The sequence below is a fragment of the uncultured Modestobacter sp. genome, assembly GCF_947486615.1.
Taxonomy (GTDB): Bacteria; Actinomycetota; Actinomycetes; order Mycobacteriales; family Geodermatophilaceae; genus Modestobacter.
In genome coordinates, this window is sequence record NZ_CANKUD010000010.1 from 1 (window position 1) to 23861 (window position 23861).

23 protein-coding genes are annotated in these 23861 nt (G+C 75.1%); 6 read left to right on the forward strand and 17 right to left on the reverse strand.

Annotation, left to right across the window (positions count from 1 at the left end; translation table 11 throughout):
- Positions 1-389: 389 nt before the first annotated feature.
- Genes tyrS through argC form a run of 9 tightly spaced genes read right to left on the reverse strand, consistent with a single transcriptional unit; the run spans position 390 to position 9852 of the window.
- A complete protein-coding gene (gene tyrS / locus Q1A09_RS17040) occupies positions 390-1673 on the reverse strand; it encodes a tyrosine--tRNA ligase (RefSeq protein ID WP_299957496.1) in 1284 nt (427 codons plus the stop codon).
- A 32-nt stretch (positions 1674-1705) separates the two neighbouring features.
- On the reverse strand, positions 1706-2371 hold the full coding sequence (locus Q1A09_RS17045; RefSeq protein WP_299957499.1) for a DNA-3-methyladenine glycosylase: 666 nt from the start codon (positions 2369-2371) through the stop codon (positions 1706-1708).
- 19 nt (positions 2372-2390) lie between these two features.
- Positions 2391-3833 carry an argininosuccinate lyase gene (gene argH / locus Q1A09_RS17050; RefSeq protein WP_299957502.1) on the reverse strand — a complete coding sequence of 481 codons (1443 nt, stop codon included), beginning with the start codon at positions 3831-3833 and terminating at the stop codon, positions 2391-2393.
- Entirely contained in the window at positions 3830-4372 is a 543-nt protein-coding gene (locus Q1A09_RS17055; protein WP_299957505.1) for an arginine repressor, read from the reverse strand. Before Q1A09_RS17055 ends, argH begins: the two co-directional genes overlap by 4 nt.
- A gap of 22 nt (positions 4373-4394) precedes the next feature.
- On the reverse strand, positions 4395-5342 hold the full coding sequence (gene argF / locus Q1A09_RS17060) for an ornithine carbamoyltransferase (RefSeq protein WP_299957508.1): 948 nt from the start codon (positions 5340-5342) through the stop codon (positions 4395-4397).
- Positions 5339-6523, reverse strand: a complete 1185-nt coding sequence (locus tag Q1A09_RS17065) for an acetylornithine transaminase (RefSeq protein ID WP_299957511.1) — start codon at positions 6521-6523, stop codon at positions 5339-5341. Before Q1A09_RS17065 ends, argF begins: the two co-directional genes overlap by 4 nt.
- Complete coding sequence (argB, locus tag Q1A09_RS17070; RefSeq protein WP_299957514.1) at positions 6520-7617, reverse strand: acetylglutamate kinase; 1098 nt, start codon at positions 7615-7617, stop codon at positions 6520-6522. Before argB ends, Q1A09_RS17065 begins: the two co-directional genes overlap by 4 nt.
- Positions 7614-8765, reverse strand: coding sequence for a bifunctional glutamate N-acetyltransferase/amino-acid acetyltransferase ArgJ (gene argJ / locus Q1A09_RS17075; protein ID WP_299957516.1), 1152 nt, complete (start codon positions 8763-8765; stop codon positions 7614-7616). The genes argB and argJ overlap by 4 nt, the downstream gene beginning before the upstream one ends.
- A gap of 49 nt (positions 8766-8814) precedes the next feature.
- Complete coding sequence (gene argC, locus Q1A09_RS17080) at positions 8815-9852, reverse strand: N-acetyl-gamma-glutamyl-phosphate reductase (protein WP_299957519.1); 1038 nt, start codon at positions 9850-9852, stop codon at positions 8815-8817.
- A gap of 129 nt (positions 9853-9981) precedes the next feature.
- Here argC and Q1A09_RS17085 point away from each other — a divergent pair, with 129 nt between their 5' ends.
- The 3 genes from Q1A09_RS17085 to Q1A09_RS17095 all read left to right on the forward strand — a co-directional run bounded on the left by Q1A09_RS17085 (position 9982) and on the right by Q1A09_RS17095 (position 11741).
- Positions 9982-10863 carry a diacylglycerol kinase family protein gene (locus tag Q1A09_RS17085; protein ID WP_299957522.1) on the forward strand — a complete coding sequence of 294 codons (882 nt, stop codon included), beginning with the start codon at positions 9982-9984 and terminating at the stop codon, positions 10861-10863.
- 55 nt (positions 10864-10918) lie between these two features.
- Positions 10919-11317: a glyoxalase superfamily protein gene (locus Q1A09_RS17090; protein WP_299957525.1), complete on the forward strand. Its 399-nt coding sequence runs from the start codon at positions 10919-10921 to the stop codon at positions 11315-11317.
- A gap of 106 nt (positions 11318-11423) precedes the next feature.
- Entirely contained in the window at positions 11424-11741 is a 318-nt protein-coding gene (locus tag Q1A09_RS17095) for an STAS domain-containing protein (RefSeq protein WP_299957528.1), read from the forward strand.
- Between the two features lie 4 nt (positions 11742-11745).
- On the opposite strand, the gene Q1A09_RS17100 is transcribed toward Q1A09_RS17095, so the two are convergent.
- From Q1A09_RS17100 to pheS, 3 genes are read right to left on the reverse strand one after another with little or no spacing between them, the layout of a single operon-like run.
- Complete coding sequence (locus Q1A09_RS17100) at positions 11746-12558, reverse strand: SDR family NAD(P)-dependent oxidoreductase (RefSeq protein ID WP_299957531.1); 813 nt, start codon at positions 12556-12558, stop codon at positions 11746-11748.
- Entirely contained in the window at positions 12551-15013 is a 2463-nt protein-coding gene (gene pheT / locus Q1A09_RS17105) for a phenylalanine--tRNA ligase subunit beta (protein ID WP_299957534.1), read from the reverse strand. Before pheT ends, Q1A09_RS17100 begins: the two co-directional genes overlap by 8 nt.
- On the reverse strand, positions 15010-16077 hold the full coding sequence (gene pheS, locus Q1A09_RS17110) for a phenylalanine--tRNA ligase subunit alpha (protein WP_299957537.1): 1068 nt from the start codon (positions 16075-16077) through the stop codon (positions 15010-15012). Before pheS ends, pheT begins: the two co-directional genes overlap by 4 nt.
- 126 nt (positions 16078-16203) lie before the next feature.
- Between pheS and Q1A09_RS17115 the strand changes: the two genes are divergently transcribed.
- Positions 16204-18456 (forward strand): diguanylate cyclase domain-containing protein, encoded by a 2253-nt coding sequence (locus Q1A09_RS17115; RefSeq protein WP_299957540.1) that lies wholly within the window; start codon positions 16204-16206, stop codon positions 18454-18456.
- 123 nt (positions 18457-18579) lie between these two features.
- Here the strand turns inward: Q1A09_RS17115 and Q1A09_RS17120 are convergent, their stop codons facing one another.
- The 5 genes from Q1A09_RS17120 to Q1A09_RS17140 all read right to left on the reverse strand — a co-directional run bounded on the left by Q1A09_RS17120 (position 18580) and on the right by Q1A09_RS17140 (position 21728).
- Complete coding sequence (locus Q1A09_RS17120; RefSeq protein ID WP_299957543.1) at positions 18580-19383, reverse strand: RNA methyltransferase; 804 nt, start codon at positions 19381-19383, stop codon at positions 18580-18582.
- 156 nt (positions 19384-19539) lie between these two features.
- The gene (gene rplT / locus Q1A09_RS17125; RefSeq protein WP_299957545.1) at positions 19540-19929 is read right to left on the reverse strand and encodes a 50S ribosomal protein L20; all 390 of its coding nucleotides are present in this window, start codon (positions 19927-19929) and stop codon (positions 19540-19542) included.
- 36 nt (positions 19930-19965) lie between these two features.
- On the reverse strand, positions 19966-20160 hold the full coding sequence (gene rpmI, locus Q1A09_RS17130; protein WP_222196142.1) for a 50S ribosomal protein L35: 195 nt from the start codon (positions 20158-20160) through the stop codon (positions 19966-19968).
- A 130-nt stretch (positions 20161-20290) separates the two neighbouring features.
- The gene (gene infC, locus Q1A09_RS17135; protein ID WP_299957976.1) at positions 20291-20887 is read right to left on the reverse strand and encodes a translation initiation factor IF-3; all 597 of its coding nucleotides are present in this window, start codon (positions 20885-20887) and stop codon (positions 20291-20293) included.
- A 349-nt stretch (positions 20888-21236) separates the two neighbouring features.
- On the reverse strand, positions 21237-21728 hold the full coding sequence (locus tag Q1A09_RS17140) for a PH domain-containing protein (RefSeq protein ID WP_299957551.1): 492 nt from the start codon (positions 21726-21728) through the stop codon (positions 21237-21239).
- 38 nt (positions 21729-21766) lie between these two features.
- On the opposite strand from Q1A09_RS17140, the gene Q1A09_RS17145 reads away from it, so the two are divergent.
- Both Q1A09_RS17145 and Q1A09_RS17150 read left to right on the forward strand, forming a co-directional pair.
- Positions 21767-22369 carry a uridine kinase gene (locus tag Q1A09_RS17145; RefSeq protein ID WP_299957554.1) on the forward strand — a complete coding sequence of 201 codons (603 nt, stop codon included), beginning with the start codon at positions 21767-21769 and terminating at the stop codon, positions 22367-22369.
- A gap of 170 nt (positions 22370-22539) precedes the next feature.
- Positions 22540-23772 (forward strand): uroporphyrinogen-III synthase, encoded by a 1233-nt coding sequence (locus Q1A09_RS17150; RefSeq protein WP_299957557.1) that lies wholly within the window; start codon positions 22540-22542, stop codon positions 23770-23772.
- Positions 23773-23861 lie beyond the last annotated feature (89 nt).

Sequence of the window (23861 nt, forward strand, 5' to 3'; positions counted from 1 at the left end):
ACAGGCTGAGACCAAGAGTTGGCACTCTCGTTCAATCAACCAAAGGAACCCAAACACCACGATCAAAGACCGCAGTGCCCAGGGATTTGTTACTTGGCACTGACTTTCGGCACGCTGTTGAGTTCTCAAGGAGCGGACGCGCGGCGAACCAGACCCTCTCAGGTCGTCGTCTCCGGCTTGTGTTGTCTCGCTTCGGCGCCCGGTCCCGGCCTCGCGGTCGTTCCCGGCGCAGAGAGAAAGTTACGTGGCTGCGCGGGAGGTGTCAAACCCGGGTCGGGTGACGCGCGCCACCTGCCCGGAACGTCGCGGTCACCTGTCGTTCACACGCGGCGGACGACCCCGTCCGGGCCGGTGGGCCGGCCACCGCGACGGCACCCGAAGGGCCCTGGTCAGGCAGCCGGGGCGGCTGCTGCGCAGTGCACCCCGGCGACCGAGCGCTTGCCCTTCCGCAGCACCAGCCATCCCCCCGGCAGCCAGTCCCCCGGGGCCGGCACGGCGTCGCCGTCGGTCACCCGGACGTTGTTGACGTACGCCCCGCCCTCCTTGACCGTGCGGCGGGCGTCGGACAGCGAGGAGGCCAGGCCCGCCTGCTGGAGCAGGGTGGTCACGGGCACCCCGGGGTCGTCGACCTCCACGGACCCGGCCTCGGTCAACGCCGCGGCCAGGGTCTGCGGATCGAGGTCGGTCAGCTCGGCCCGGCCGAAGAGGGCTCGACCGGCGGCCTCGGCCTGCGCCAGCTCCTCAGGCCCGTGCACCAGCCGGGTGAGCTCCTCTGCCAGCGCACGTTGCGGCGCGCGGGAGGCCGGGCGCTCCTCCGACTCGCTGATCAGCGCGGCCACCTCCTCGGCGGGGCGCTCGGAGAACAGCGGCAGCCACGCCCGGGCGTCGACGTCGTCGATGTTCAGCCAGTACTGGAAGAACGCGTACGGGCTCGTGTGCTCCGGGTCCAGCCAGATCGTGGCGCCCTCGGTCTTGCCGATCTTCTTGCCGTCTGCCGTGGTGATCAGCGGGGTCGCCAGCGCGTGCGCCGAGGCGCCCTCGGTGCGCCGCACCAGGTCCGTGCCGGCGGTGATGTTCCCCCACTGGTCCGAGCCGCCGCTCTGCAGCGTGCAGCCGTGCCGGCGGAACAGCTCCCGGAAGTCGTTGGCCTGCAGGATCTGGTAGCTGAACTCGGTGTAGCTGATCCCGGCGTCGGAGTTCAGGCGCGCCGAGACCGCCTCCTTGGCCAGCATCCGGTTGACCCGGAAGTGCTTGCCGAGGTCGCGGAGGAACTCGATGGCCGACAGCGGCGACGTCCACTCGAGGTTGTCGGCGTAGATCGGGGACCGCAGGCCCTGTTCGGCCGCTGGCTGGTCGAGGAACGGCGCTACCCGGCGGCGGATCCGGTCGACCCAGGTGGCCACCTGGATCGGGTCGTTGAGCTGCCGCTCGGACGACGGCCGGGGGTCACCGATCAGCCCGGTCGCCCCGCCGACCAGCACGATCGGCTGGTGCCCGGCCCGCTGCAGGGCGCGCAGCACCATGAACTGGATCAGGTGCCCGACGTGCAGGCTCGCCGCGGTCGGGTCGAACCCGCAGTAGTAGGTGACCGGCCCCTCCGCGAGGTGGGCGCGCAGCGCGTCCTCGTCGGTGCTCTGGGCGATCAGCCCGCGGCGGTGCAGTTCGTCGATCACGGAGGGAGCGTCGGTCCCGGGAGGTGCGGAGGTCACGGTCGCCCATCCTGCCTGGCACTCCCCCGCCGGGGCTTCCCACCCGCCCGGAAGACGCTCACCGAGGGGGCGTCGCTCTCCCAGAACCGCCATGGCAGTTCGGTCGCCACGCTGATCCCCACCCGGGGCCCGGTGGACACCTGCGGTGGCGGCGTCCCGGCGTGCAGCCGTACCGCCGACGCGGGGTCGAGCAGGTGGGAACCACGGTCGTCGGGGCCGATGGCCAGCGCCTGGGTGAGCCGGGCCGGCCCCCGGGCCAGGTCCCGCGCCGCCCGGGCGGCCGGACGCCGGGCACGGGCCAGGGACTCCCCCACCACCACCTCACCGGCGCGCATCAGCACCGCCGAGCCCCGCCCGGCCGGGCCGACGACGACGTTGGCGCACCAATGGACGCCGTAGCTGAAGTAGACGTACAGCCGGCCGGGTGGGCCGAACATGATCTCCGCGCGCGGGGTCGGGCCCCGGTGGGCGTGCGAGGCCGGGTCCTCCCCCTGCCCGGAGTAGGCCTCGACCTCGGTCAGCCGCAGCGCCACCTGCCCCTCGGGCCGGTCGGTGACGACCCAGCAGCCCAGCAGGGCCCGGGCCACCTCGTCGACCGGCCCGAGCAGCGACTCCTCGGCGACGAGAGGCCCGGGCCCGGACGGCGGCACGGCGTCGGTCATGCAGGCGCTCCTCCGGAGCTCAGAGGACGGCCGCCACCGGCGAGTGCGCTGCCCAGTCGGAGTGGTGCTTGGCCAGCTCGGCCAGCGACGTCAGCTGCTCGGCGACGCGCTCGGGCGCCGTCCCGCCGCGGGCACCGCGCGCGGCCAGGGCGCCGTCCACGTGCAGGACGGTGCGCACCTCGGGGGTGAGCCGCTCGTCGATGCCGGCCAGCTGCTCGTCGTCCAGCTCGTCGAGCTCGAGGCCGGCCTCCTCGCAGAAGGCGACCATCGCGCCGCTGATCTCGTGGGCGGACCGGAAGGGGACGCCGCGGGAGACCAGCCACTCGGCGACGTCGGTGGCCAGCGCGAAGCCCTGCGGAGCCGCCGCCTCCATCACCTCGGGTCGGAGCGTCAGGGTGGCGATCATGCCGGTGACCGCGGGCAGCAGCAGGAGCAGCTGCTCGACGGAGTCGAAGACCGGCTCCTTGTCCTCCTGCAGGTCGCGGTCGTAGGCCAGCGGCAGGCCCTTGAGCATGGTGAGCAGGCCGGTCAGGTTGCCGACGAACCGGCCGGCCTTGCCGCGGGCCAGCTCGGCGATGTCGGGGTTCTTCTTCTGCGGCATGATCGAGGACCCGGTCGCCCACGCGTCGTCCAGCTTGGCCCAGCCGAACTCGGTCGACGTCCAGAGCACGACCTCCTCCCCCAGCCGGGAGAGGTGCACGCCGATCAGGGCCGCGGCGAAGCAGAACTCCGCGGCGAAGTCGCGGTCGCTGACCGCGTCGATGCTGTTGTCCGCCGCCCGGTCGAAGCCGAGCTCGGCGGCCACGCCGTCGGGGTCCAGCGGCAGCGAGGAACCGGCCAGCGCGCCGGAGCCCAGCGGGCTGACCGCGGCGCGCTTGTCCCAGTCCAGCAGCCGGTCGACGTCCCGGGACAGCGAGTGTGCGTGGGCGAGCAGCTGGTGGGCGATCAGGATCGGCTGGGCGTGCTGCAGGTGGGTCATGCCGGGCGCGGCGACGTCCCGGTAGCGCAGGGCCAGCCCGATCAGCGCGTACTCCAGGGAGGCGAGCTCCCCGACCAGCCGGCGGACGTTGTGCCGCAGGTACAGCCGCAGGTCGGTGGCCACCTGGTCGTTGCGGCTGCGGCCGGCGCGCAGCTTGCCGCCCAGGGCGCCCAGCTTCTCCAGCAGGCCGCGCTCCAGCGCTTCGTGCACGTCCTCGTCGGCCTCGATCGGCGCGAAGGAGCCATCGGCGACCTCGGCGGACAGCTCGGTGAGCGCGCCGATCATCCTGGCCAGCTCGTCCACGCTGAGCAGGCCGGCGCGCTGCAGAACCCGGGCGTGCGCGCGAGAGCCGGCCAGGTCGAAGGGGGCCAGCCGCCAGTCGACGTCGGTGGACTTGGACAGCGCGGCCATCGCCGGGGAGGGCCCGCCGCCGAACCGGCCGCCCCACAGGCGGGTGTGGCTGGCGCCGTTCGGCTCCGTCACGGTGTGCTCTCTTCTCCGTCGTCGGTCAGGTCGGGGTCGTGGGCAGCCGCCGGCGCGCGCTCGGCGAGCGCACGGAGCCGGTCGGCCAGGGCCGCACCGCCGTCGGGGGCGCGGGAGACGACCAGCAGAGTGTCGTCCCCGGCGATGGTGCCCAGCACGTCGGGGAGGCCCACCTTGTCCAGCGCGGAGGCCAGGAACTGGGCGGCGCCCGGCGGGGTGCGGACGACGGCGAGGTTGGCGCTGCCCTCGGCGCTGGTGAGCAGGTCGGCCAGCAGCCGGGTCAGCCGGGCCGGCGCGGACTGCGCCGGGCGCAGCGGGGCGTTCTCCGGCGGCAGCACGTAGGACGCCGGCGCCCCGTCGGAGCCGCGTAGCTTCACCGCGCCGAGCTCCTCCAGGTCCCGGGACAGCGTGGCCTGGGTGACCTCCACGCCGGACTCGGCCAGCAGCCGGGCCAGCTGGGTCTGCGAGGTGACCGGCCCGGCGGTGATCAGCTCGACGATCCGGGCGTGCCGAGCCTGCCGGGTGAGCGCGGTGGTCACGCGCGCCCCGCGCGGGCGGCTCTCACGCCGACCGCTCCAGCAGCCAGGCCAGCAGCGCCTTCTGGGCGTGCAGCCGGTTCTCCGCCTCGTCCCACACCGCGCTCTGCGGGCCGTCGATCACCTCGGCGGCGATCTCCTTGCCGCGGTAGGCCGGCAGGCAGTGCAGGACGACGGCGTCGTCGGCGGCCCGGGCCAGCGCCGCCTGGTCGACGGAGTACGGCTCGAACGGCGCGATCCGGGTGGCGTACTCGTCCTCCTGGCCCATCGACACCCAGGTGTCGGTGACCAGCACGTCGGCCCCGTCGGCGGCGGCGGCCGGGTCGGCGGTCCACTGCACCGAGCCACCGGTGTCCGAGGCGATCCGGGCGGCCCGCTCGAGCACCGCGGGGTCGGGCTGGAACGTCTCCGGCGAGCCGATCCGCACGTGCATGCCGGCCAGCGCGCCACCCAGCAGGTAGGAGTGGGCCATGTTGTTGGCCCCGTCGCCGAGGTAGCTGAAGGTCAGCCCGGCCAGCCGGCCGTGCCGCTCCTGCACCGTCTGCAGGTCGGCGAGGATCTGGCACGGGTGGTAGTCGTCGGTGAGCGCGTTGACCACCGGCACCCGGCTGGTGGCGGCCATGGTCTCCAGCCGGTCCTGGCCGAAGGTGCGCCAGACGATCGCGGCGACCTGCCGGTCGAGCACCCGGGTGGTGTCCTCGACCGACTCGCCGCGGCCGAGCTGGCTGGCGCCGGCGTCGACGACCAGCGGGAAGCCGCCGAGCTCGGTGATCCCGACGGAGAAGCTCACCCGGGTGCGGGTGGAGGGCTTGTCGAAGAGCACGGCCACCGGCTTCGGGGCGCCGTTGGGCGCGCGCAGCGGGGTGGGCGCCTCCGCGGTGTGCCGGCCGGCCTTGAGCTGCGCGGCCAGCGCGAGCACCTCGGCCTGCTCGGCCGGGGTGAGGTCGTCGTCCTTGGTGAAGTGCCGGATCACTGGTCGCTCTCCTGGAGGGCGGCGTCGAGGGCGGCCGGGAGGGCCGCGACGAAGGCGTCGAGCTGGGCGTCGGTGACGACCAGCGGCGGGGCGAGCCGGACGACGTCGGCGGCCACCCCGTTGGTGAGGAAGCCGGCGGCGCGCAGCTGCGCCTCGACGGCAGCGGCGACGGGTGCCGTGAGCACGACGCCGAGCAGCGCACCCCGCCCCCGGACGCCGCTGATGCCGGGGTGCCCGAGCGCCTCGATGCCGGCGGTGACCCGGTGCTCCATCTCCTTGGCCCGCTCCAGCAGCCCCTCGTCGCGGATGGTGTCCAGTACCGCCAGGGCCGCGGCGGCGGCGATCGGGTTGCCGCCGAAGGTGGAGCCGTGCGAGCCGGCGGTGAGCAGCTCGGCGGCCGGGCCGAAGGCCAGCGTCGCGCCGAGCGGGAGGCCACCGCCGAGGGACTTGGCCAGGGTGATCACGTCGGGCTGCAGCCCGTCGGCCTGGTGGGCGAACCAGTGCCCGGTACGGCCCATCCCGGTCTGCACCTCGTCGAGGGCGAAGAGCGCGCCGGTGTCGCGGGCGGCCGACGCGGCGGCGGCCAGGTAACCGGCCGGGGCGGGCAGCACGCCGCCCTCCCCCAGCATCGGCTCCAGCAGCACCATCGCCGTGGCGTCGGTGAGCTGCAGCGCGTCGGGGTCGCCGTAGGGGACGTGCCGCACGCCTCCGGGCAGCGGGGCGAAGGCCGCGGCCTTGCCGGGCTGGCCGGTGAGGGCGAGGGAGCCCATCGTGCGGCCGTGGAAGGAGCCGATCGCGGTGACCACCTCCGGCCGGCCGGTCAGCCGGCTGATCTTGAAGGCCGCCTCGTTGGCCTCGGCACCGGAGTTGCCGAAGAACACCCGCCCGGACCGGCCGGACAGCTCCAGCAGCCTCTCGGCCAGCAGCACGCCGGGCTCGTGCATCGCCAGGTTGGACACGTGACCCAGCAGCTGGGCCTGGGCGGTGATCGCGTGCACCACGGCCGGGTGGGCGTGGCCCAGGATCGTGGTGGCGATGCCGCCGAGCAGGTCGGTGTACTCGCGGCCGTCGACGTCCCAGACGGTGGCGCCGGCGCCCCGGGCGAGCGCGACCGGAGGGGTCCTGTAGTTGCCCATCATCACCGTCGACCAGCGGGCCGACAGCTCCTCGGTGTGCGTCACGGTGCTGCCACTCCCTCCGGTGTCGGTTCGGCGGGCACGACCATCGTGCCGGTGCCCTCGGTGGTGAACATCTCCAGCAGCAGGGCGTGCGGCAGCCGGCCGTCGACGACGGTGGCCCGCTTCACCCCGCCCTCGACCGCCCGCAGGCAGGCGGCCATCTTCGGGATCATCCCGGCGTCCAGGTCGGGGAGGATCTCGGCGAGCTCGGTGGCGTCGATCTGCTCCACCAGCGAGTCCCGGTCGGGCCAGTTGGCGTAGAGCCCCTCCACGTCGGTGAGCACGACGAGCTTCACCGCACCGAGCGCCACGGCCAGCGCCGCGGCGGCGGTGTCGGCGTTGACGTTGTGCACCTGGCCGTCGGCGTCGGGGGCCACGGTCGCGACGACTGGGATCTTCCCCGCGGCCAGCAGCGCGGTGACCGGGGCGGGGTCGACGGCCACGACGTCGCCGACCAGCCCGACGTCCACCGGCTCGCCGTCGACGATCGCGTGGGTGCGCTCGGCGGTGAACAGGCCGCCGTCCTCGCCGGAGAGGCCGACGGCCAGCGGGCCGTGCGAGTTGATCAGGCCGACCACCTCCGGGCCGACCTGGCCGGTGAGCACCATCCGGACGACCTCGATCGTCTCCTCGGTGGTCACCCGCAGCCCGCCGCGGAACTCGCTGGCGATGCCCAGCCGGTTGAGCATGCCGCTGATCTGCGGCCCGCCGCCGTGCACGACGACGGGCAGGATGCCGCAGGTCCGCAGGAAGACCATGTCCTCGGCGAAGGCCCGGCGGCACTCCTCGTCGACCATCGCGTGGCCGCCGTACTTGACCACCACCACGTTGCCGTGGAACTCGCGCAGCCAGGGCAGCGCACCGGTGAGGACGGCGACCTTGCGGGCGTCGCCCTCGGGGTCGTTGACCCGCATCACCCGGTGGGTGCCGATCGACCGGCGCGGCGGCGTCTCGTCGACCGGGACGTCCGGCGGCGTCGGGTCCTGCTGGCCGGCCGGGGTCACCTCGTCGGGGGCAGGGCCGCCGGGCGCCACCTGGTCGGGGGCGAGGTCGGGCGGGGTGGGGTCCTGGGCCGGGCCCGGGGTGTGGCTGGTCATGTCGAGTAGGCCGAGTTCTCGTGCACGTAGGCGAGGGACAGGTCGTTGGTCCAGATGGTGGCCTGCTCGGCGCCGGCCCGGAGGTCGACGTCGATGGTGACGGCCCGGCCGGTGAGGTCGACGCCCTCGCGCGGGTCGCCGATGGCACCGCCGCGGCAGACGGTCACCCCGTTGATCGTCACGTCCACCTGGTCGGGCTCGAAGGCGGCGTCGGTGGTGCCGATCGCGGCCAGCACCCGGCCCCAGTTGGGGTCGTTGCCGAACAGCGCCGTCTTGAGCAGGTTGTTCCGGGCGCAGGCCCGGCCCGCGGTGACCGCGTCGGTGACGCTGGCCGCGTTCCGGACGGTGATCGCGATGTCCTTGGTGGAGCCCTCGGCGTCGGCGAGCAGCTGCATCGCCAGGTCGGTCATGGCAGTGGTGAGCGCCTCGGTGAGCTGCTCCTCCGACGGGGTCACCCCGCTGGCGCCGTTGGCCATCGCGATCACGGTGTCGTTGGTGGACAGGCAGCCGTCGGAGTCGACCCGCTCCACGCTCACGCCGGTGGCCGCCGCCAGGGCCCGCTGCAGCACCGCCGGATCGACGGCGGCGTCAGTGGTGAGCACCACGAGCATGGTGGCCAGGGACGGGGCGAGCATGCCGGCGCCCTTGGCGATGCCGCCGACGCTCCAGCCCTCACCGCGCTGCACCGTCGTCTTGGGCACCGTGTCGGTGGTCATGATCGCCCGAGCCGCGGCGGTGCCGCCGTCGGCCGAGAGCTCGCCGACCGCGGCGGTCACGCCGGCCAGCAGCGCGTCCATCGGCAGCCGGACGCCGATCAGCCCGGTGGAGGCGACCGCGACGTCGATCGCGCCGATGCCCAGCTGCGCGGCGACGTGCTCGGCGGTGGCGTGGGTGTCCTGGAAGCCACCAGGGCCGGTGCAGGCGTTGGCGCCGCCGGAGTTGAGCACCACCGCCTTCAGCCGGCCGGTGGCCAGCACCTGCCGGCTCCACTGCACCGGCGCGGCGGGGAACCGGTTGGTGGTGAAGACGGCGGCCGCGGCGTCGTCGGGCCCGTCGTTGACCACGAGCGCGACGTCGGCGTCGCCACTGGACTTCAACCCGGCGGCGACGCCGGCGGCGCGGAAGCCGGCGGGGACGGTGACGGTCACGCGTGCTCCTCGGGGATGACGGCCGGCAGGACGGGGCGGGTCGGTGCACTCACGGCGCGACCCCGACGAGCGGCAGGCCGGTGGTCTCGGGGAGGCCCAGGGCCAGGTTGGCGCACTGCAGCGCGGCGCCGGCGGTGCCTTTGGTCAGGTTGTCGACGGCGGCGACCACGACCAGCCGGCCGGCGTCGGGGTCGACCGCCACCTGCAGCGCCACCGTGTTGGCGCCGAGCACGGAGGCCGTGGTGGGCCACTGGCCCTCGGGCAGCAGGTGCACGAACGGCTCGTCGGCGTAGGCCTTCGCGTACGCGGCGCGCGCGGCCTCGGCGTCCACCCCGTCGGACAGCGGGGCGGAGCAGGTGGCGAGGATGCCGCGGCTCATCGGCACGAGGGTCGGGGTGAAGCTCACCCGCACATCCGTACCGGCCGCCAGTGACAGGTTCTGCACCATCTCCGGGGTGTGCCGGTGCACGCCGCCGACGCCGTAGGCGCTCGCCGAGCCCATCACCTCGCTGCCGAGCAGGTGGGTTTTGGCCGCCTTGCCCGCGCCGCTGGTGCCGCTGGCGGCGACCACCACGATGTCGGGGGTGACCAGGCCGGCGGCCAGCGCCGGGGCCATCGCGAGGGTGACCGAGGTGGGGTAGCAGCCCGGGACGGCGATCCGCCGGGCGCCGGTGAGCTGGGCGCGCTGGCCGGGCAGCTCGGGCAGGCCGTAGGGCCAGTGCCCGGCGTGCTCCCCGCCGTACCAGCGGGCCCAGGCGGCCGGGTCGTTCAGCCGGTGGTCGGCGCCGCAGTCGATGACCAGGACGTCGTCCGGGAGCTGGGCGGCGATGGCCGCGGACTCACCGTGCGGCAGCGCCAGCACGACGACGTCGTAGCCGGCCAGGGATGCGGCGTCGCTGGGCTGCACCGTCATCTCCGCGTAGGGCAGCAGGTGCGGCTGCAGCTCGCCCAGGCGTCGGCCGGCGCTCGAGTTGGCGTGCACCCCGGCCAGCCGGAGGTGCGGGTGCCCGGCCAGCAGTCGGCACACCTCACCGCCCGCGTACCCGGTGGCGCCGGTGACCCCGACCGTCCACGTCTGTTGACTCACAGTGCATGACCATACCGGGTCATGCATGACCGTGCATTCGCCGGGGGGCGTGCCTCCGTGGTGAGCTGGGCAGTGAGCAGCGGGCTCTCCACCTCACCACCCGCCCCGCACCCCGAGGAGACGCCGCCCGTGCGCCCGTTCGACCGCATCGTCATCGTGTTCAACCCGCACAGCACCGGCAACGCCGCGGAGTCGGCCGAGGAGCTCCGCGCCGAGCTGGACCGGCGGCTGCCGGACGTGCCGGTGCAGCTCCGCCCGACGCAGCGCGCCGGGCACGCCCGCGAGATCGCCCGGGACGTCGCGGCCACCGGCACCCCGCTGCTCGTGTCGGTCAGCGGGGACGGCGGCTACAACGAGGTCGTCAACGGGGTGCTGGACGCCGGCAACGACCGGGCCGTCTGCGCCGTCCGGGCCGCCGGCAACGCCAACGACCACCGCCGCACCACCCGGGCGCACCACCTCGCCGACGCGATCGTGACCGGGGACGTCCAGCGGATCGACCTGCTGCGGCTGACCCTCGGCAGCGGGGCCACGGCGGAGACCCGCTACGCCCACTCCTACATCGGTGTCGGGCTCACCCCCGTGGTGGCCGTCGACCTGGAGGAGGGCGGCAAGGGGTCCTGGCGGGAGCTGGTCTCGGTGGTCCGCGGCTTCTGGCGGTTCCGCCCGTTCCCCATCCGGCTGGAGGACGGGGAGCAGCGCACCGTGGACAGCCTGCTGTTCGCCAACATCTCCCAGATGGCCAAGGTCGCGACGGTGAGCGAGGGCTCCACCCCCGACGACGGGTGCTTCGAGGTGGTCACCCAGGAGCGGACCGGCAAGCTGCGGGTGCTGGCCACCGCGATCCGTGCGGCCACCCGCGGGCTGGGGCCGCAGCCCAGCGCCACGCACTACGCGTTCACCCCGCTGGTGCCGATGCCGCTGCAGCTGGACGGCGAGCTGGTGGAGCTGGCGGCGGACACCCCGGTCGCGGTGGACATCGCGCCCCGTGCGCTGGCCACCGTCCTCTGACCAGGGCGCGCCCGGACCGCCGATGAGTCCGCTGCCCGAGGGCGGTCTCACCGGCATGACATCGACAACGGACACCACCCTCACCCAGCTGGCCGTGACCATGTTCACCGTCGCCGACCAGGACGCCGCCCGGGACTTCTACGTCCGGGTGCTGGGCTTCGAGGTGCGCGGCGACGAACGGTTCGGGGAGGACGGCACGGCCCGCTGGCTGGAGGTCGCGCCGGCCGGCTCGGCCGCACGGCTGGCGCTGAACCCGCCGATGGGCGGCTCCCCCGGTGGCGGCGTCGTCGGGGTCGAGTCGACCGACGTGCTGGCCGAGCACGCCCGGCTGGCCGCACGCGGGGACGTCGATCTCGACCCGGCCCCGACGCGGGTGCCGGGCGCCCCCCTGCTGTTCAGCCTCCGCGACCCGGACGGCAACACCGTCTGGGTGGTCGAGGAGCGCGCCGCCTGACCACGCACAGCGTCCTGACCGGCGGCTCCCACGGTTCTGTCAGTGGGGTCGGGCAGGGTCCACACCGGTCCGGCTGACGACGCCGGGCAGGGGGAGGAACACCGGCATGACCGACGTCCAGCAGCTGCCCGGCGGGATCGACCTGGTCGAGGAGGGCGGCCTCGCCGTGCTCACCCTGCGCGGTGAGGTCGACAGCTCGGTGGTCGACGCCTGGGACGCCGGCGGGCCCCGCCTCCGAGAGGCAGGCGCCGTCGACCTGTCCGCCGCGACCTTCCTGGACGGGCGCGCGCTGCGGCTGCTGGTGCGGGAGACCGATCAGGCCCGCCGGGCGGGGCGGCTGCCCGAGCTCCGCCGGCCCTCCCGGACGGTCCGGCGGATGCTCGAGGTGGCCGGCGCGGCGCCGCTGTTCGCGGCTATCTGCTGACCGGTCAGCCGATCGGGTCGTCGACCCCGTACGGGCGCAGCCGCAGCTGCCGGGCGGTGCCCTCCGGGGTGGTCCCGCGCAGGAGGTCCAGGTCGTCGGCACCGGCCCGGAAGAACCGGCCGGACCACTGGTCGAGCTCACCGGCGGCGATGGCCAGGGCGAGGGCGACGACGTCCTCGGGCCGGGTCCACTCCGTGCGCCCGGCGTGCATCGGCATGGCCCGGGTCATCGCGGTGTCGATCACCCCCGGCGCCAGGTCGAACGCCCGCACCCCGTGCGCGGCGCCGGCCAGGTCGATCGCCTCGGTGATCCGCATCTGCGCGGTCTTGCCGGCCGAGTAGGCGCTGTAGACGTCGCTCCCCCGGGTGCCCAGACCGCTGCCCAGCCCGATGACCCGGCCGCCGCCGGCGGCGATCATCCCGGGGACGACGGCGCGGGAGACCAGGAACGGGCCGCGCACCTGGCTCTCCACCACCTGCCACCACTGGTCGGGGTCGGCCTCCCACAGCGGCACCTCGGCGGCGTCGATCAGACCCGCGTTGTTGACCAGCAGGGTGACCGGCCCGAGCTCGCCGGTCACCTGGTCGACCGCGGCCTGGACGGCGTCGGGGTCGGTGACGTCGGCGGCCACGGCCAGCGTGCGCACGCCGGTGGCCGCGGACACCTCGTCCATCGCGGTGAGCAGACGCTCGGCCGACCGGGCCATCCCCGCCACCGTCGCGCCCCGCTCGGCCAGCCCCTGCGCCAGGTACCGGCCGATCCCGGCCGAGGCCCCGGTCACCAGGGCGACGGTGCCGGTCAGGTCGGTGTCAGCCACGGACGACCGCCCCCGTCCGGTCGGCGGCCAGGGCCGCGGCCGCGTCACGGGCGGCGTTGGCGTCCTCGCCGGTGAGCGTGCGGTCCGGCGCGCGCAGGGTCAGCGCGTAGGCCAGCGACTTCGACCCGGCGGGCACCGACGAGCCGGTGTAGACGTCGAAGAGCCGCAGCGACTCCAGCAGCTCCCCCGCCCCCTCCCGGACCGCCGCGTCGACGGCCGCCGCCGGCACGTCGGCCGGGACGACCAGCGCCAGGTCGACCAGGACCGGCGGGAAGGTGGACACGTGCGGGCCTGCCTGCACGGGGGCTGCGGGCAGCGCGTCGAGGTCCAGCTCCATCGCGCAGGTGCGGGCCGGCAGCTCCAGCGCCGCGATCACCCGCGGGTGCAGCTCGCCGGCGTGCCCGACGACCCGGTCGCCGACCAGCAGCTCGGCGCAGCGGCCGGGGTGCCAGGGGGCGAGCTCGCCGGCGCGCACGGTCAGCTCGACCCCGGCGGCCTCGGCCACCACGCGCGCGGCCTGCACCGCGTCGGCCCAGTCGGCCGGGCGTCCCGGGCCCCACCAGCCGCGCGGCTCACGCTGCCCGGTCAGCACCACGCCCACGTGCCAGGGCTGTACGGGCACCGCACCCAGCAGCGCGGCGAGCGTCTCGTCGTCCGGACGGCGGTCGACGCCGGGCACCGGTGCGGTGCCGGTCAGCCCACCGGGGAAGACGGCGCCGTGCTCGAACAGCGCCACGTCGCGCTGGCCGCGGGAGAGGTTGCGGGCCAGTGAGGCCAGCAGCCCGGGCAGCAGCGTCGTCCGCAGCGCCGGAGCCTCCTCCGACAGCGGGTTGCGCAGCGTGATCAGCGTGCGCCGCGCGTCGTCGGCCGGGAGCCCGAGGTCGTCGAGCACCGTCGTGCCGATGAAGGGGTAGGCCGGCGCCTCGACGTAGCCGGCGTCGGCCAGGGCGCGGCCGACGCTGCGCCGGCGGCGCTGGCGATCGGTCAACCCACGGCCGGCCGGCGCACTGGGCAGGACCGAGGGGATCTCGTCCAGGCCGACGGACCGCACGACCTCCTCGACCAGGTCGGCCGGGTCGGTCAGGTCACCGCGCCAGGACGGCGGGGTGACCTGCAGCCGCTCGCCGTCGGCGTCGACGGCCGCACCGATCGCCCGCAGCACGTCGACGACCTGGGAGGCCGGGTAGTCGACGCCGGCGACGCGCCCGGGCAGTCCGGCGTCCAGGGCGATGACCGGACGGGGACCACGGACGTCGAGGTCGACCGGCGCGCCGACGACGCGGGCACCACCGTGCTCGGCAAGCAGGGCCGCGGCCCGGGCCAGCGCCACGACGGTGACCTCCGGGTCGGTGCCGCGCTCGAAGCGCTTGGCCGCCTCGCTGGGCAGCTTGTGCCGGCGCACGCCGCGGGAGATGCCGGTGGGCGCCCAGTGCGCGGCCTCCAGCAGCACGCTGGTCGTGGTGTCGCCGATCTCGGTCGACGCCCCGCCCATCACCCCGGCCAGCCCGATCGGGCCCGAACCGTCGGCGATCAGCAGGTCGTCGTCGGTGAGCGCGCGGTCGACGCCGTCCAGGGTGGTCAGCCGCTCGCCGGCGCGGGCCAGCCGCACCTCGATCGGGCCACTGAGCCGGTCGCGGTCGAAGGCGTGCATCGGCTGGCCGAGCTCGAGCATCACGTAGTTGGTGACGTCGACGGCCAGCGAGATGCTGCGCACGCCGCACTGGGTCAGCCGACGGCGCAGCTCCCAGGGGCTCGGCGCGGCCGGGTCCAGGCCCTCCAGCGCCACCATCGAGAACCGGTCGCAGCGCTGCGGGTCGGCGACGGACACCTGCCAGGCCGGCTCGCCCGACCACGCCGGCGGGGTGAGCGCCGCCGGGTCCCGCCAGTCGACGGCCAGCGCCGCGGCGAGGTCGCGGGCGATGCCGCGCAGGCTCATCGCGTAACCGCGGTCCGGGGTGACCTCGAGGTCGAACACGACGTCGTCCAGGCCGAGCTGACCGGCGGCCGGCGTCCCGGGGGTGTACCCGTCCTGACCGAGCACCAGGATGCCGGCGTGGTCCTCGCCGATGCCCAGTTCGCGGACCGAGCAGATCATCCCGTCGGAGACGTGGTCGTACGTCGTCCGGGCGGCGATGGCGAAGTCGCCGGGCAGCACGGCACCCGGGAGCGCGGCGACCACCAGGTCACCGACGGCGAAGTTGCGCGCGCCGCAGACGATGCCGCGCGGGGACTCCTCGCCGACATCGACCTGGCAGTAGCGGATCGGCTTCTTGAAGCCGGTGAGCTCCTCGATCTCCAGCACCCGGCCGACCACCAGCGGACCGGTGGTGACCGGCGGTCGGACGACGTCGTCGACCTCCAGCCCGAGCCGGACGAAGGCGGCTTCCAGCTCCTCGACCGTGATCCCGGCGGGGAGGTCGACCATCTCGGACAGCCAGCTGACAGGCACCTTCACTGCTCGACTCCGAACGCTGTGGTGAACCGGACGTCGCCCTCGACGATGTCGTGCATGTCGCCGACGCCGGAGCGGAACTGCAGGGCGCGCTCGATGCCCATGCCGAAGGCGAACCCGGTGTAGACCTCCGGGTCGATGCCGCAGGCACGGAGCACCCGCGGGTTGACCATCCCGCAGCCGCCCCACTCGACCCACTGCGGGCCGTCACGGTGCTCGGGGAACCAGACGTCGAACTCCGCCGACGGCTCGGTGAACGGGAAGAAATGCGGCCGCCACCGGGTCTGGGCGTCGGCGCCGAACAGCGAGCGGGCCAGGTGGTCCAGCGTGCCGCGCAGGTGGGCCATCGTCAGGCCCTTGTCGACGGCCAGGCCCTCGACCTGGTGGAACACCGGCGTGTGGGTGGCGTCGAGCTCGTCGGTGCGGTAGACCCGGCCGGGCGCGACGACGTAGATCGGCGGGGTGCGCTCGAGCATGGTGCGGGCCTGCACCGGGCTGGTGTGCGTGCGCAGCACCAGGCCGGAGTCCTCGGGGGCGACGAAGAAGGTGTCGGCCAGCGAGCGGGCCGGGTGGTCGGGGCCGGTGTTCAGGGCGTCGAAGTTCAGCCACTCCGCCTCGAGCTCGGGGCCGTCGGCGACCTCGTAGCCCATCCCGACGAACACGTCGGCGATCCGGTCGGTGAGGGTGGTCAGCGGGTGCCGGGCGCCGCGCGGGGCGCGGTCCCAGGGCAGCGTGACGTCGACGCGCTCCTCGGCCAGCACGCGCTCGTCGCGCTCGGCCTCCAGCACCGCCAGCCGCTCCGCGTAGGCCTCGGTGACCGCCACCCGGGCGGCGTTCACCCGCTTGCCGGCGTCCGATCGGGCCGCCGGTGGCAGCGCACCGAGCTCGCGGCGGGCCAGCAACACCGGCGCCCGGTCGCCCAGGTGGGCCGGCCGGACGGCGGCGAGCGCCTCCAGGTCACCCGCCCCGGCGAACGCCTCGGCCGCCGCCTGCACGGCGGCGTCGAGGGCCTCCGCGGACAGCGCGGCGACCTGCTTGGGGTCGTAGGGGTCGTTGGCGCCAGACACGGGACGCCATTCTGCCCGCCGCACCGCCGGCGCCGCGCCCCGGTTCCGCGGGCCGGCCTCACCCCCACGGGTGGGCTGCGTGCCGGACGGGGCGGGCCGGGCAGCTGACGTGCCGATCCTCGCGGGGTGATCTCCACCCAGCCGGCCCTCTCGACGATCGACGAGGTGCTGCACGCCGCCGCCGTGCACAGCGTCTACCAGCCCATCGTCGAGCTGGACACCGGCCGGGTCGTCGCCTACGAGGCCCTCGCCCGGGGGCCGCAGGGCCCGCTGCACACCCCGGACGCGCTGTTCGCCGCGGCCCGGGCCGCCGGCCGCCTCGCCGAGCTCGACCGGCTGTGCCGCTCGGCGGCGCTGCGCGGGGCGGTCGAGGCCGAGCTGCGCCCGCCGCTCACGGTCTTCGTCAACGTGGAGCCCGAGGTGCTGGAGTCGGCACCGATGGACGAGCTGCTGGCCATCGCCACCACGGCACCGGCCGGCCTGCGCGTGGTCGTGGAGATCACCGAGCGGGCCCTGGCGACCCGGCCGGCAGACCTGCTGCGCACCGTCGAGCGGGTGCGCGAGGTCGGCTGGGGCGTGGCGCTGGACGACGTCGGCGCGGAGTCGATGTCGCTGGCCTTCATGCCGCTGCTGCGTCCCGACGTGGTGAAGCTGGACCTGCGGCTGGTGCAGCAGCGCCCCGGCCCGGCGGTCGCCGAGATCATGAACGCGGTCAACGGCTACGCCGAGCGGACCGGCGCGCTGGTGCTGGCCGAGGGCATCGAGGACGAGGAGCACCTGGCCATGGCCTCGGCGCTGGGCGCGAGCCTGGGCCAGGGCTGGCACTTCGGGCGCCCCGGCCCGACCGCGGTGACCGACCGCCCCGTCGGCTCCCTCGACCTGCCCTGCGCAGAGGTGCGCGTGGCCGGTGCCACCGACTCGCCGTTCGGCTGCCTGCCCGAGGGCACCCAGCTGCGCACCGCGCCCAAGGCGCTGCTGATCGAGCTGAGCAAGCACCTGGAGCGCCAGGCGATGCGGCTCGGCGAGACCTGCGTCGTCACCGCCACGTTCCAGGAGGCCCGGCACTTCACCCCGGCCACGTCGCTGCGCTACCGCGACCTGGTGGCCCGCACCGGTTTCGTCGCCGCCCTCGGCGAGGACCTGCCGGTCGAGCCGGTGCCCGGGGTGCGCGGTGCGCACCTGGCGGCCACCGACCCGGTGCGCGGTGAGTGGGACGTCGTGGTGCTCAGCCCGCACTTCAGCGCCGCGCTGCTGGCCCGCGACCTGGGCGACTCCGGCCCGGACCGGCAGCGGCGGTACGAGTACGCGCTGACCTACGACCGCCGCACCGTCGAGCGGGCCGGCGTCGCGCTGGTGGCCCGCGTCGCCGCCCAGCCGGCGCCGGCCACCCCGGCCGACCCCGGCCGCGACCGCCAGCCCACCGCGGCCGCGGTGGCCCGTGACGGCGGGACGGTCGAGGAGGTGCTGCTGCACCGGGCGCTGGCCGCGACGACCAGCGGCGTCGCCATCGCCGACATGACCGCCCCCGACCAGCCGCTGCTGTACGTCAACGCCGCCTTCGAGCAGCTCGCCGGGCTCAGCGCCGCCCAGGTGCTGGGCCGCAACTGCCGGTTCCTGCAGGGCCCGGACACCGACCCGGGGGTGGTCGCCCGGATGCGCGCGGCCATCCGCGAGGGCGCGGAGTTCCGGGCCACGCTGCTCAACCACCGGGGGCCGGACCGGGAGCCGTGGTGGAACGAGATCCACCTGGCGCCGGTGCTGGACGCCAGCGGTGCCGTGGTGCAGTACATCGGGGTGCAGACCGACGTCACCGCCCGGGTCACGGTGGAACGCGAGCTGCTGCAGGAGCGCGACCGCACCCGGCGTCACCTGGCCCAGATCGAGGAGCTGGCCTACACCGACCCGCTCACCGGGCTGCCGAACCGGCGCCGCTTCGAGGAACGGATGGAGGCCGCGCTGTGGCAGGCCCGGCTGGGCGGGGACGCCGTGGCGCTGCTGTTCCTCGACCTGGACGGGTTCAAGGCGGTCAACGACGCCCGCGGCCACGCGGCCGGCGACGAGCTGCTGCAGGTGGTCGCCGACCGGCTGCGCGCCCGGCTGCGCCGCGGCGACCTGCTCGCCCGGCTGGGCGGTGACGAGTTCCTCGTCGGCCTGCCCGGCCTGGACCCGGCCACCGCGCTGACCGAGGCCTGGCAGGTGGTCGGGCAGCTGTGCGCCGCGCTCGCCGAGCCGGTGCTGCTGGGCGGGGAGCCGGTGCGGGTGTCGGCCAGCATCGGGGTCAGCGTGCACCCCGAGGACGGCGCCGAGTTCGGCCCGCTACTGCACCGGGCCGACGCCCGGATGTACGCCGGCAAGCACCCCGCCGACGCAGCCGGGTAGTCCCCCTGCGGTCCGGCCCCGCTGCAGCGTCCTGCGACGAGCTCTCGACCGGGGAGCTCGTCACGGCCCCCTCCAGGGCACCGCCCCGAGCGTGCGAGGGGTGGGGAGGAGGGGGTCCTCCACCTACTGCGCGAGCTGGGTGGCGTAGAGGCAGATCGAGGCGGCGACCGACAGGTTGAGGCTCTCCGCCCGGCCGCGCATGGGTATCCGGACCCGGGCGTCGGCTGCGGCGGCGAGCTGGGAGTCCAGGCCCCGGGCCTCGTTGCCGAACAGCCACAGCACCGGCGCAGCGAGCAGCCCCTGGTCCCCGGCGGCGTCCAGGGAGACCTCTCCCCCGCCGTCGGCGGCCAGCACGGTCACCCCGGCGGCCTGCACCTGCGCGACGAGCTCGGCCAGGTCCGCGCTGCGCACCACGTCGACGTGGAACAGGCTGCCGGCGCTGCTGCGCACGACCTTGCCCTGGTACGGGTCGGTGGAGCCGGCGCCGAACACCACCGCCCCCGCGCCGCACGCGTCGGCGGTGCGCAGCACCGTCCCGGCGTTGCCCGGGTCGTTCAGCTCGGCGAACGCGACCGCCAGCCGCGGCGGGTCGGCGACCAGGGTCTGCGCCGGCACGTCGCGCAGCGCGCAGACGGCGACCAGCCCCTGGGGCGTGACCGTCTCCGACAGCGACGCCGCGGCCCGGTCGGTGACGACGTGCACCGGCACCCGGGTGCCGGCCAGCAGGTCACGGTGGGTGGCCGCGGCGGCCTCGGTGACGAACAGCTCCAGCACCGCGCGGGGGTCGGCGGCCGTCTCGGCCAGCGCCTCGCTGACCGCCTGACGCCCCTCGGCGAGGAAGGCACCGGCGTCGTCCCGGCCGCTGCGCCGGGTGAGCTTGCGGGCGGTGGCGACCCGCGCGGAGCGCTCGGTCAGCAGATCGGGCACGGGTGACCTCTCGGGACGGGGGGCGGACAGACGGCGACGCCGCCGCCGGCAGGTCTCGGACCCACCGGCGACGGCGTCGCCAGGTCGTGCTGCCCGCGTCCTCCTGGGGAGGTCACCGGGCGGGGCGCTCCTGCCCGGGGGCAGGGACGTCCAGGATCAGGCTGCCTGGGCGCCGGTCGCCTCGGGGTGCGCGACGAGCGCGGCCCGGGCGGACTCCACCAGCGAGGCGAAGGTGGCGGGCTCGTTCACGGCGAGCTCGGCGAGGACACGACGGTCCAGCTCGATGCCGGCCAGCTTGAGGCCCTGCATGAAGCGGTTGTAGGTCATGTCGTTCTGCCGGGCCGCGGCGTTGATCCGGGTGATCCACAGCTTGCGGAAGTCACCCTTGCGGACCTTGCGGTCGCGGTAGTTGTAGGTGGCCGAGTGGAGGATCTGCTCCTTGGCCTTGCGGTACAGCCGCGAGCGCTGGCCGCGGTAACCGCTGGCCGCCTCGAGGGTCGTACGACGCTTCTTCTGGGCGTTGACCGCCCGCTTCACGCGTGCCACGTGAGAGCTCCGTTCTGCTCGTCAGGAAAGGGGCGGTCAGAGACCGAGGAGCTTCTTCATCCGGGGGGTGTCGGCCTTCGACAGCACACCGGTGCCGCTGATGCGACGCTTCCGGGACGAGGACTTGGCCTCGAACTTGTGCTGGTTGTTCTGGTGCTCACCCACCAGCTTCCCGGTGCCCGTCACGCGGATGCGCTTGGCAGTGCCCTTGTGCGTCTTGTTCTTCGGCATCTCTGCGTCCTGTTCGTGTCTGCCCGGCGCCGCGCAGCGGTGTGCTGCGCGGCGCCCGGTGGTCTGGGTCGGCCTCCCCGCCGGGGCCCACCACGAGCTGGTGCGTGGTGGGGGGCAGGGAGGTCCTGCGTCAGGCGGGAGGTGCCTGGTCCGCCGGTGCGTCGTTGGCGGCCTGCTTCTCCTGCTTGGCACTGCGCCGCGCCGCGTCCGTCGCCGCCTGGTTCCGGTGCGGGGCGATCACCATGACCATGTTCCGGCCGTCCTGCTTCGGGTTGGACTCGACCACCCCGAGGTCGGCGACGTCGCCGGCCAGCCGCTGCAGCAGCTTGTAGCCCATCTCGGGGCGGGACTGCTCGCGACCGCGGAACATCACGGTGATCTTGACCTTGTCGCCGCCCTTGAGGAAGCGCTCGACGTGGCCCTTCTTGGTCTCGTAGTCGTGCGGGTCGATCTTGAGGCGCAGCCGCATCTCCTTGATGACGGTGAGCGCCTGGTTGCGCCGGGCCTCGCGGGCCTTCTGCGCGGCCTCGTACTTGAACTTGCCGTAGTCCATGAGCTTGACGACGGGCGGGCGCGCCATGGGGGCGACCTCGACCAGGTCGAGCTCGCTGTCCTGGGCCAGGCGCAGCGCCTCGCCGATCGACACGACGCCGACCTGCTCGCCCTCGGGCCCCACGAGGCGGACCTCGGGGACACGGATGCGGTCGTTGATGCGGGGCTCGGTGATGGCCTCTCCTCTGCTGCTGCGGGGAGGAGCTCGTAGCCCACCCGGGCCACCGACGGGAAAGGCCCCGTGAGCAGCTGCTCACGGGGCCCACTCGCCGGACGCTGCACGTCACCCGGGGCAGGGTGCTGCGCAGCGGCGGTGGCCGGACGTGCCGGTCACCGCGAACCGGGGACCTGGGCGCCTGTGACGGCGCCAGGTGGGAGCGGGCTCCTCTTTGGTAGACGGCCAGACCCTGGTGGGCCCGACCATCGTGGTTCACGCGCCTCGATGTAGCGGGGGGAGGCGCGCTCACTGTACAGCGCCCGGGTGGCCGCCGTCATTCCCGGGGTACGGCGCCGGCCCAGGTGCCTCAGTCCGGGTAGAGCAGGTCGGGCTCGGGGACGGCGTGCCGGGCCTGGTGGTCGGCCAGCAGGGCGCGCAGCCCACGGACGGCGACCAGCGCCCGGGCGCCGTCAGCGGCCTGGACGGCGGAGACGGCCAGCTCGTCGCCGTTGGTCAGCAGCAGGGACGCCCACGGCGAGTGCTGGTCGAACCGCACCGCCCGCACCGCCGACCAGGGGAGCTCGTGGTTCATCAGGACGTTGCGCACCCGGACCCCGTCGGCGTCGGCGTCGACCCGGGACCGCCCCAGCAGGAGCACCCCGGCCCCCATGGCCAGGCCGAGGCCGATCATCGCCACCTGGTCGGCGGTGTGGAAGGACACGACGCCGGTGGTCGACTCCTTGAGCAGGACGGCCACCACGGTCATCGCGAGCACGAGGCCACCGGCCATCAGCGCGGTGATCAGCCGCAGCCGGCGCGGGACGGCGGAGACCGGGGCGGGCGCGGGGTCGGCAGGCACGACACCATCCTGCACGCCCGCGCTGGCAGAGTGCAGGCGTGCAGGTCACAGCGGCGGACGCCGACACGTTCGGGGCGCTCGCGGCGTCCGTGCTCGCCGCGCCACCCCGGCTGGGGACCACCCGGCTGGTCTGCGTCGACGGCCCCGCCGGGTCGGGCAAGACCACGTTCGGCGGCCGGCTGGCCGCTGCGCTGGCGGCGCCGCTGGTGCACATGGACGACGTCTACGCGGGCTGGACGATGACCGGGGCGACCGACCGGCTGGCCGAGGGAGTGCTGCTCCCGCTGTCGGCCGGCCGCCCCGGCGCCTACCGCCGCTACGACTGGGCTCGCGCGGCGTTCGTTCCCGAGCCGACGGCGGTCCCGGTCGCGGACGCCCTGGTGGTGGAGGGCTGCGGCAGCGCCCCGCGGGTCTGGGACCGGTTCACCACGCTGCGGGTCTGGGTGGAGGCACCGGCCGCCCTGCGACTGCGCCGCGGGCTGCAGCGGGACGGCGCGGAGCTGCGCGCGGAGTGGCTGCGCTGGCAGGAGGAGGAGGCTGCCGTCTTCGCTGCCGAGGACACCCGGGCGCGGGCCGACCTCCGGGTCGACGGCGCGGCGCCGGTCCCCGACGCCGAGGACGGGTTCACCCGGCTGGACTGATCGGACCCGCGGGACACGGCACCGAGGCCGCCATCCCGGGACCCGCACCCGCGGGCGCCGACCCTAGGCACGGACGCGAGGCACGGACCCGGGGTCCGGACCCGACGCGCAGACCCGAGGTGTCGGCCCGCCGTCACACGGTTGGAACACCGAGGACGCACCATGGACCGGTGACCGACCGCTCGCTCGACCTCCCGGTGGACAGCTCGGTCGACCCCGCCCCGGCGGCTGCCCCGGAGCCACCGGCCGCCGGGTCACCAGCAACCGAGACACCAGCGACCGAGGCGCCAGCAACCGAGGCGCCGGCCACCGAGCTGCTGCCGCTGGCCGGGTACACCGTCGCGGTCACCGCCGCCCGGCGCAGCGAGGAGCTGGGCGCACTGCTGGACCGGCGCGGTGCCCGGGTGGTGCACGCCCCGGCCATCCGGATCGTGCCGCTGTCCGACGACGCGGACCTGGTGTCGGCCACCCGCGAGGTGCTGGCCGAGCCGGTGGACCTGGTGGTCGCCACCACCGGCGTCGGCTTCCGCGGCTGGATCGAGGCGGCCGAGGCCTGGGACCTGCCGCTGCGCGAGCACCTGCAGGGCGCCCGGGTGCTGGCCCGGGGTCCCAAGGCCCGCGGCGCCATCCGCGGGGCGGGCCTGGTGGACGCCTGGTCCCCGGAGTCGGAGAGCTCCGCGGAGGTGCTGGAGCACCTGCTGTCCGGCGCCGAGGGCCCGATCGAGGGACGGCGGGTCGCCGTCCAGCTGCACGGTGACCCACTGCCCGACCTGGTCGCCGGCCTGCGCCGGGCCGGGGCGGACGTGCTGACCGTGCCGGTCTACCGCTGGGTGCTGCCCGAGGACACCGCGCCGCTGCGCCGGCTGGTGACGGTGATCGCCGCCCGCGGGGTGGACGCGGTCACCTTCACCAGCGCGCCGGCCGCGGCGAGCCTGCTGCAGGTGGCCGGCGAGGAGGGCGTGCGCGCGGGGGTGCTGGCCGCCTTCGCCGACGCCGTGCTGCCGGTCGCCGTCGGCCCGGTGACCGCAGGCCCGCTGGAGGCGGTGGGCATCCGCACCGTCCAGCCGGAGCGGGCCCGGCTCGGCGCCCTGGCCCGCGAGGTCGTCTCCGCACTGCCCGCCCGGCACCCGGTGCTGCAGCTGGGGCCGCACACCCTGCAGGTGCGCGGGCACGCCGCCGTCCTGGACGGCCGGCTGGTCGAGCTGCCGCCGGGCCCGATGGCGGTGCTCCGGGCGCTGGCCCGCCGGCCCGGGGTGGTCGTCTCCCGGCCGGACCTGCTCACCGAGCTCTCCGGCGGCAGCGACGCCCACGCGGTGGAGATGGCGGTGACCCGGCTGCGCGCCGCACTGGGTGCGCCGGTCGTGGAGACCGTGGTCAAGCGCGGCTACCGCCTGGCCGTCTGAGGCCGCCGCCCCCGCCGACTCGGGACCAGTGCCGTCGCGCGAGCCGGACGCACGACGGCACCGAGGGGAGCGTGCGGCACATGTTCCGC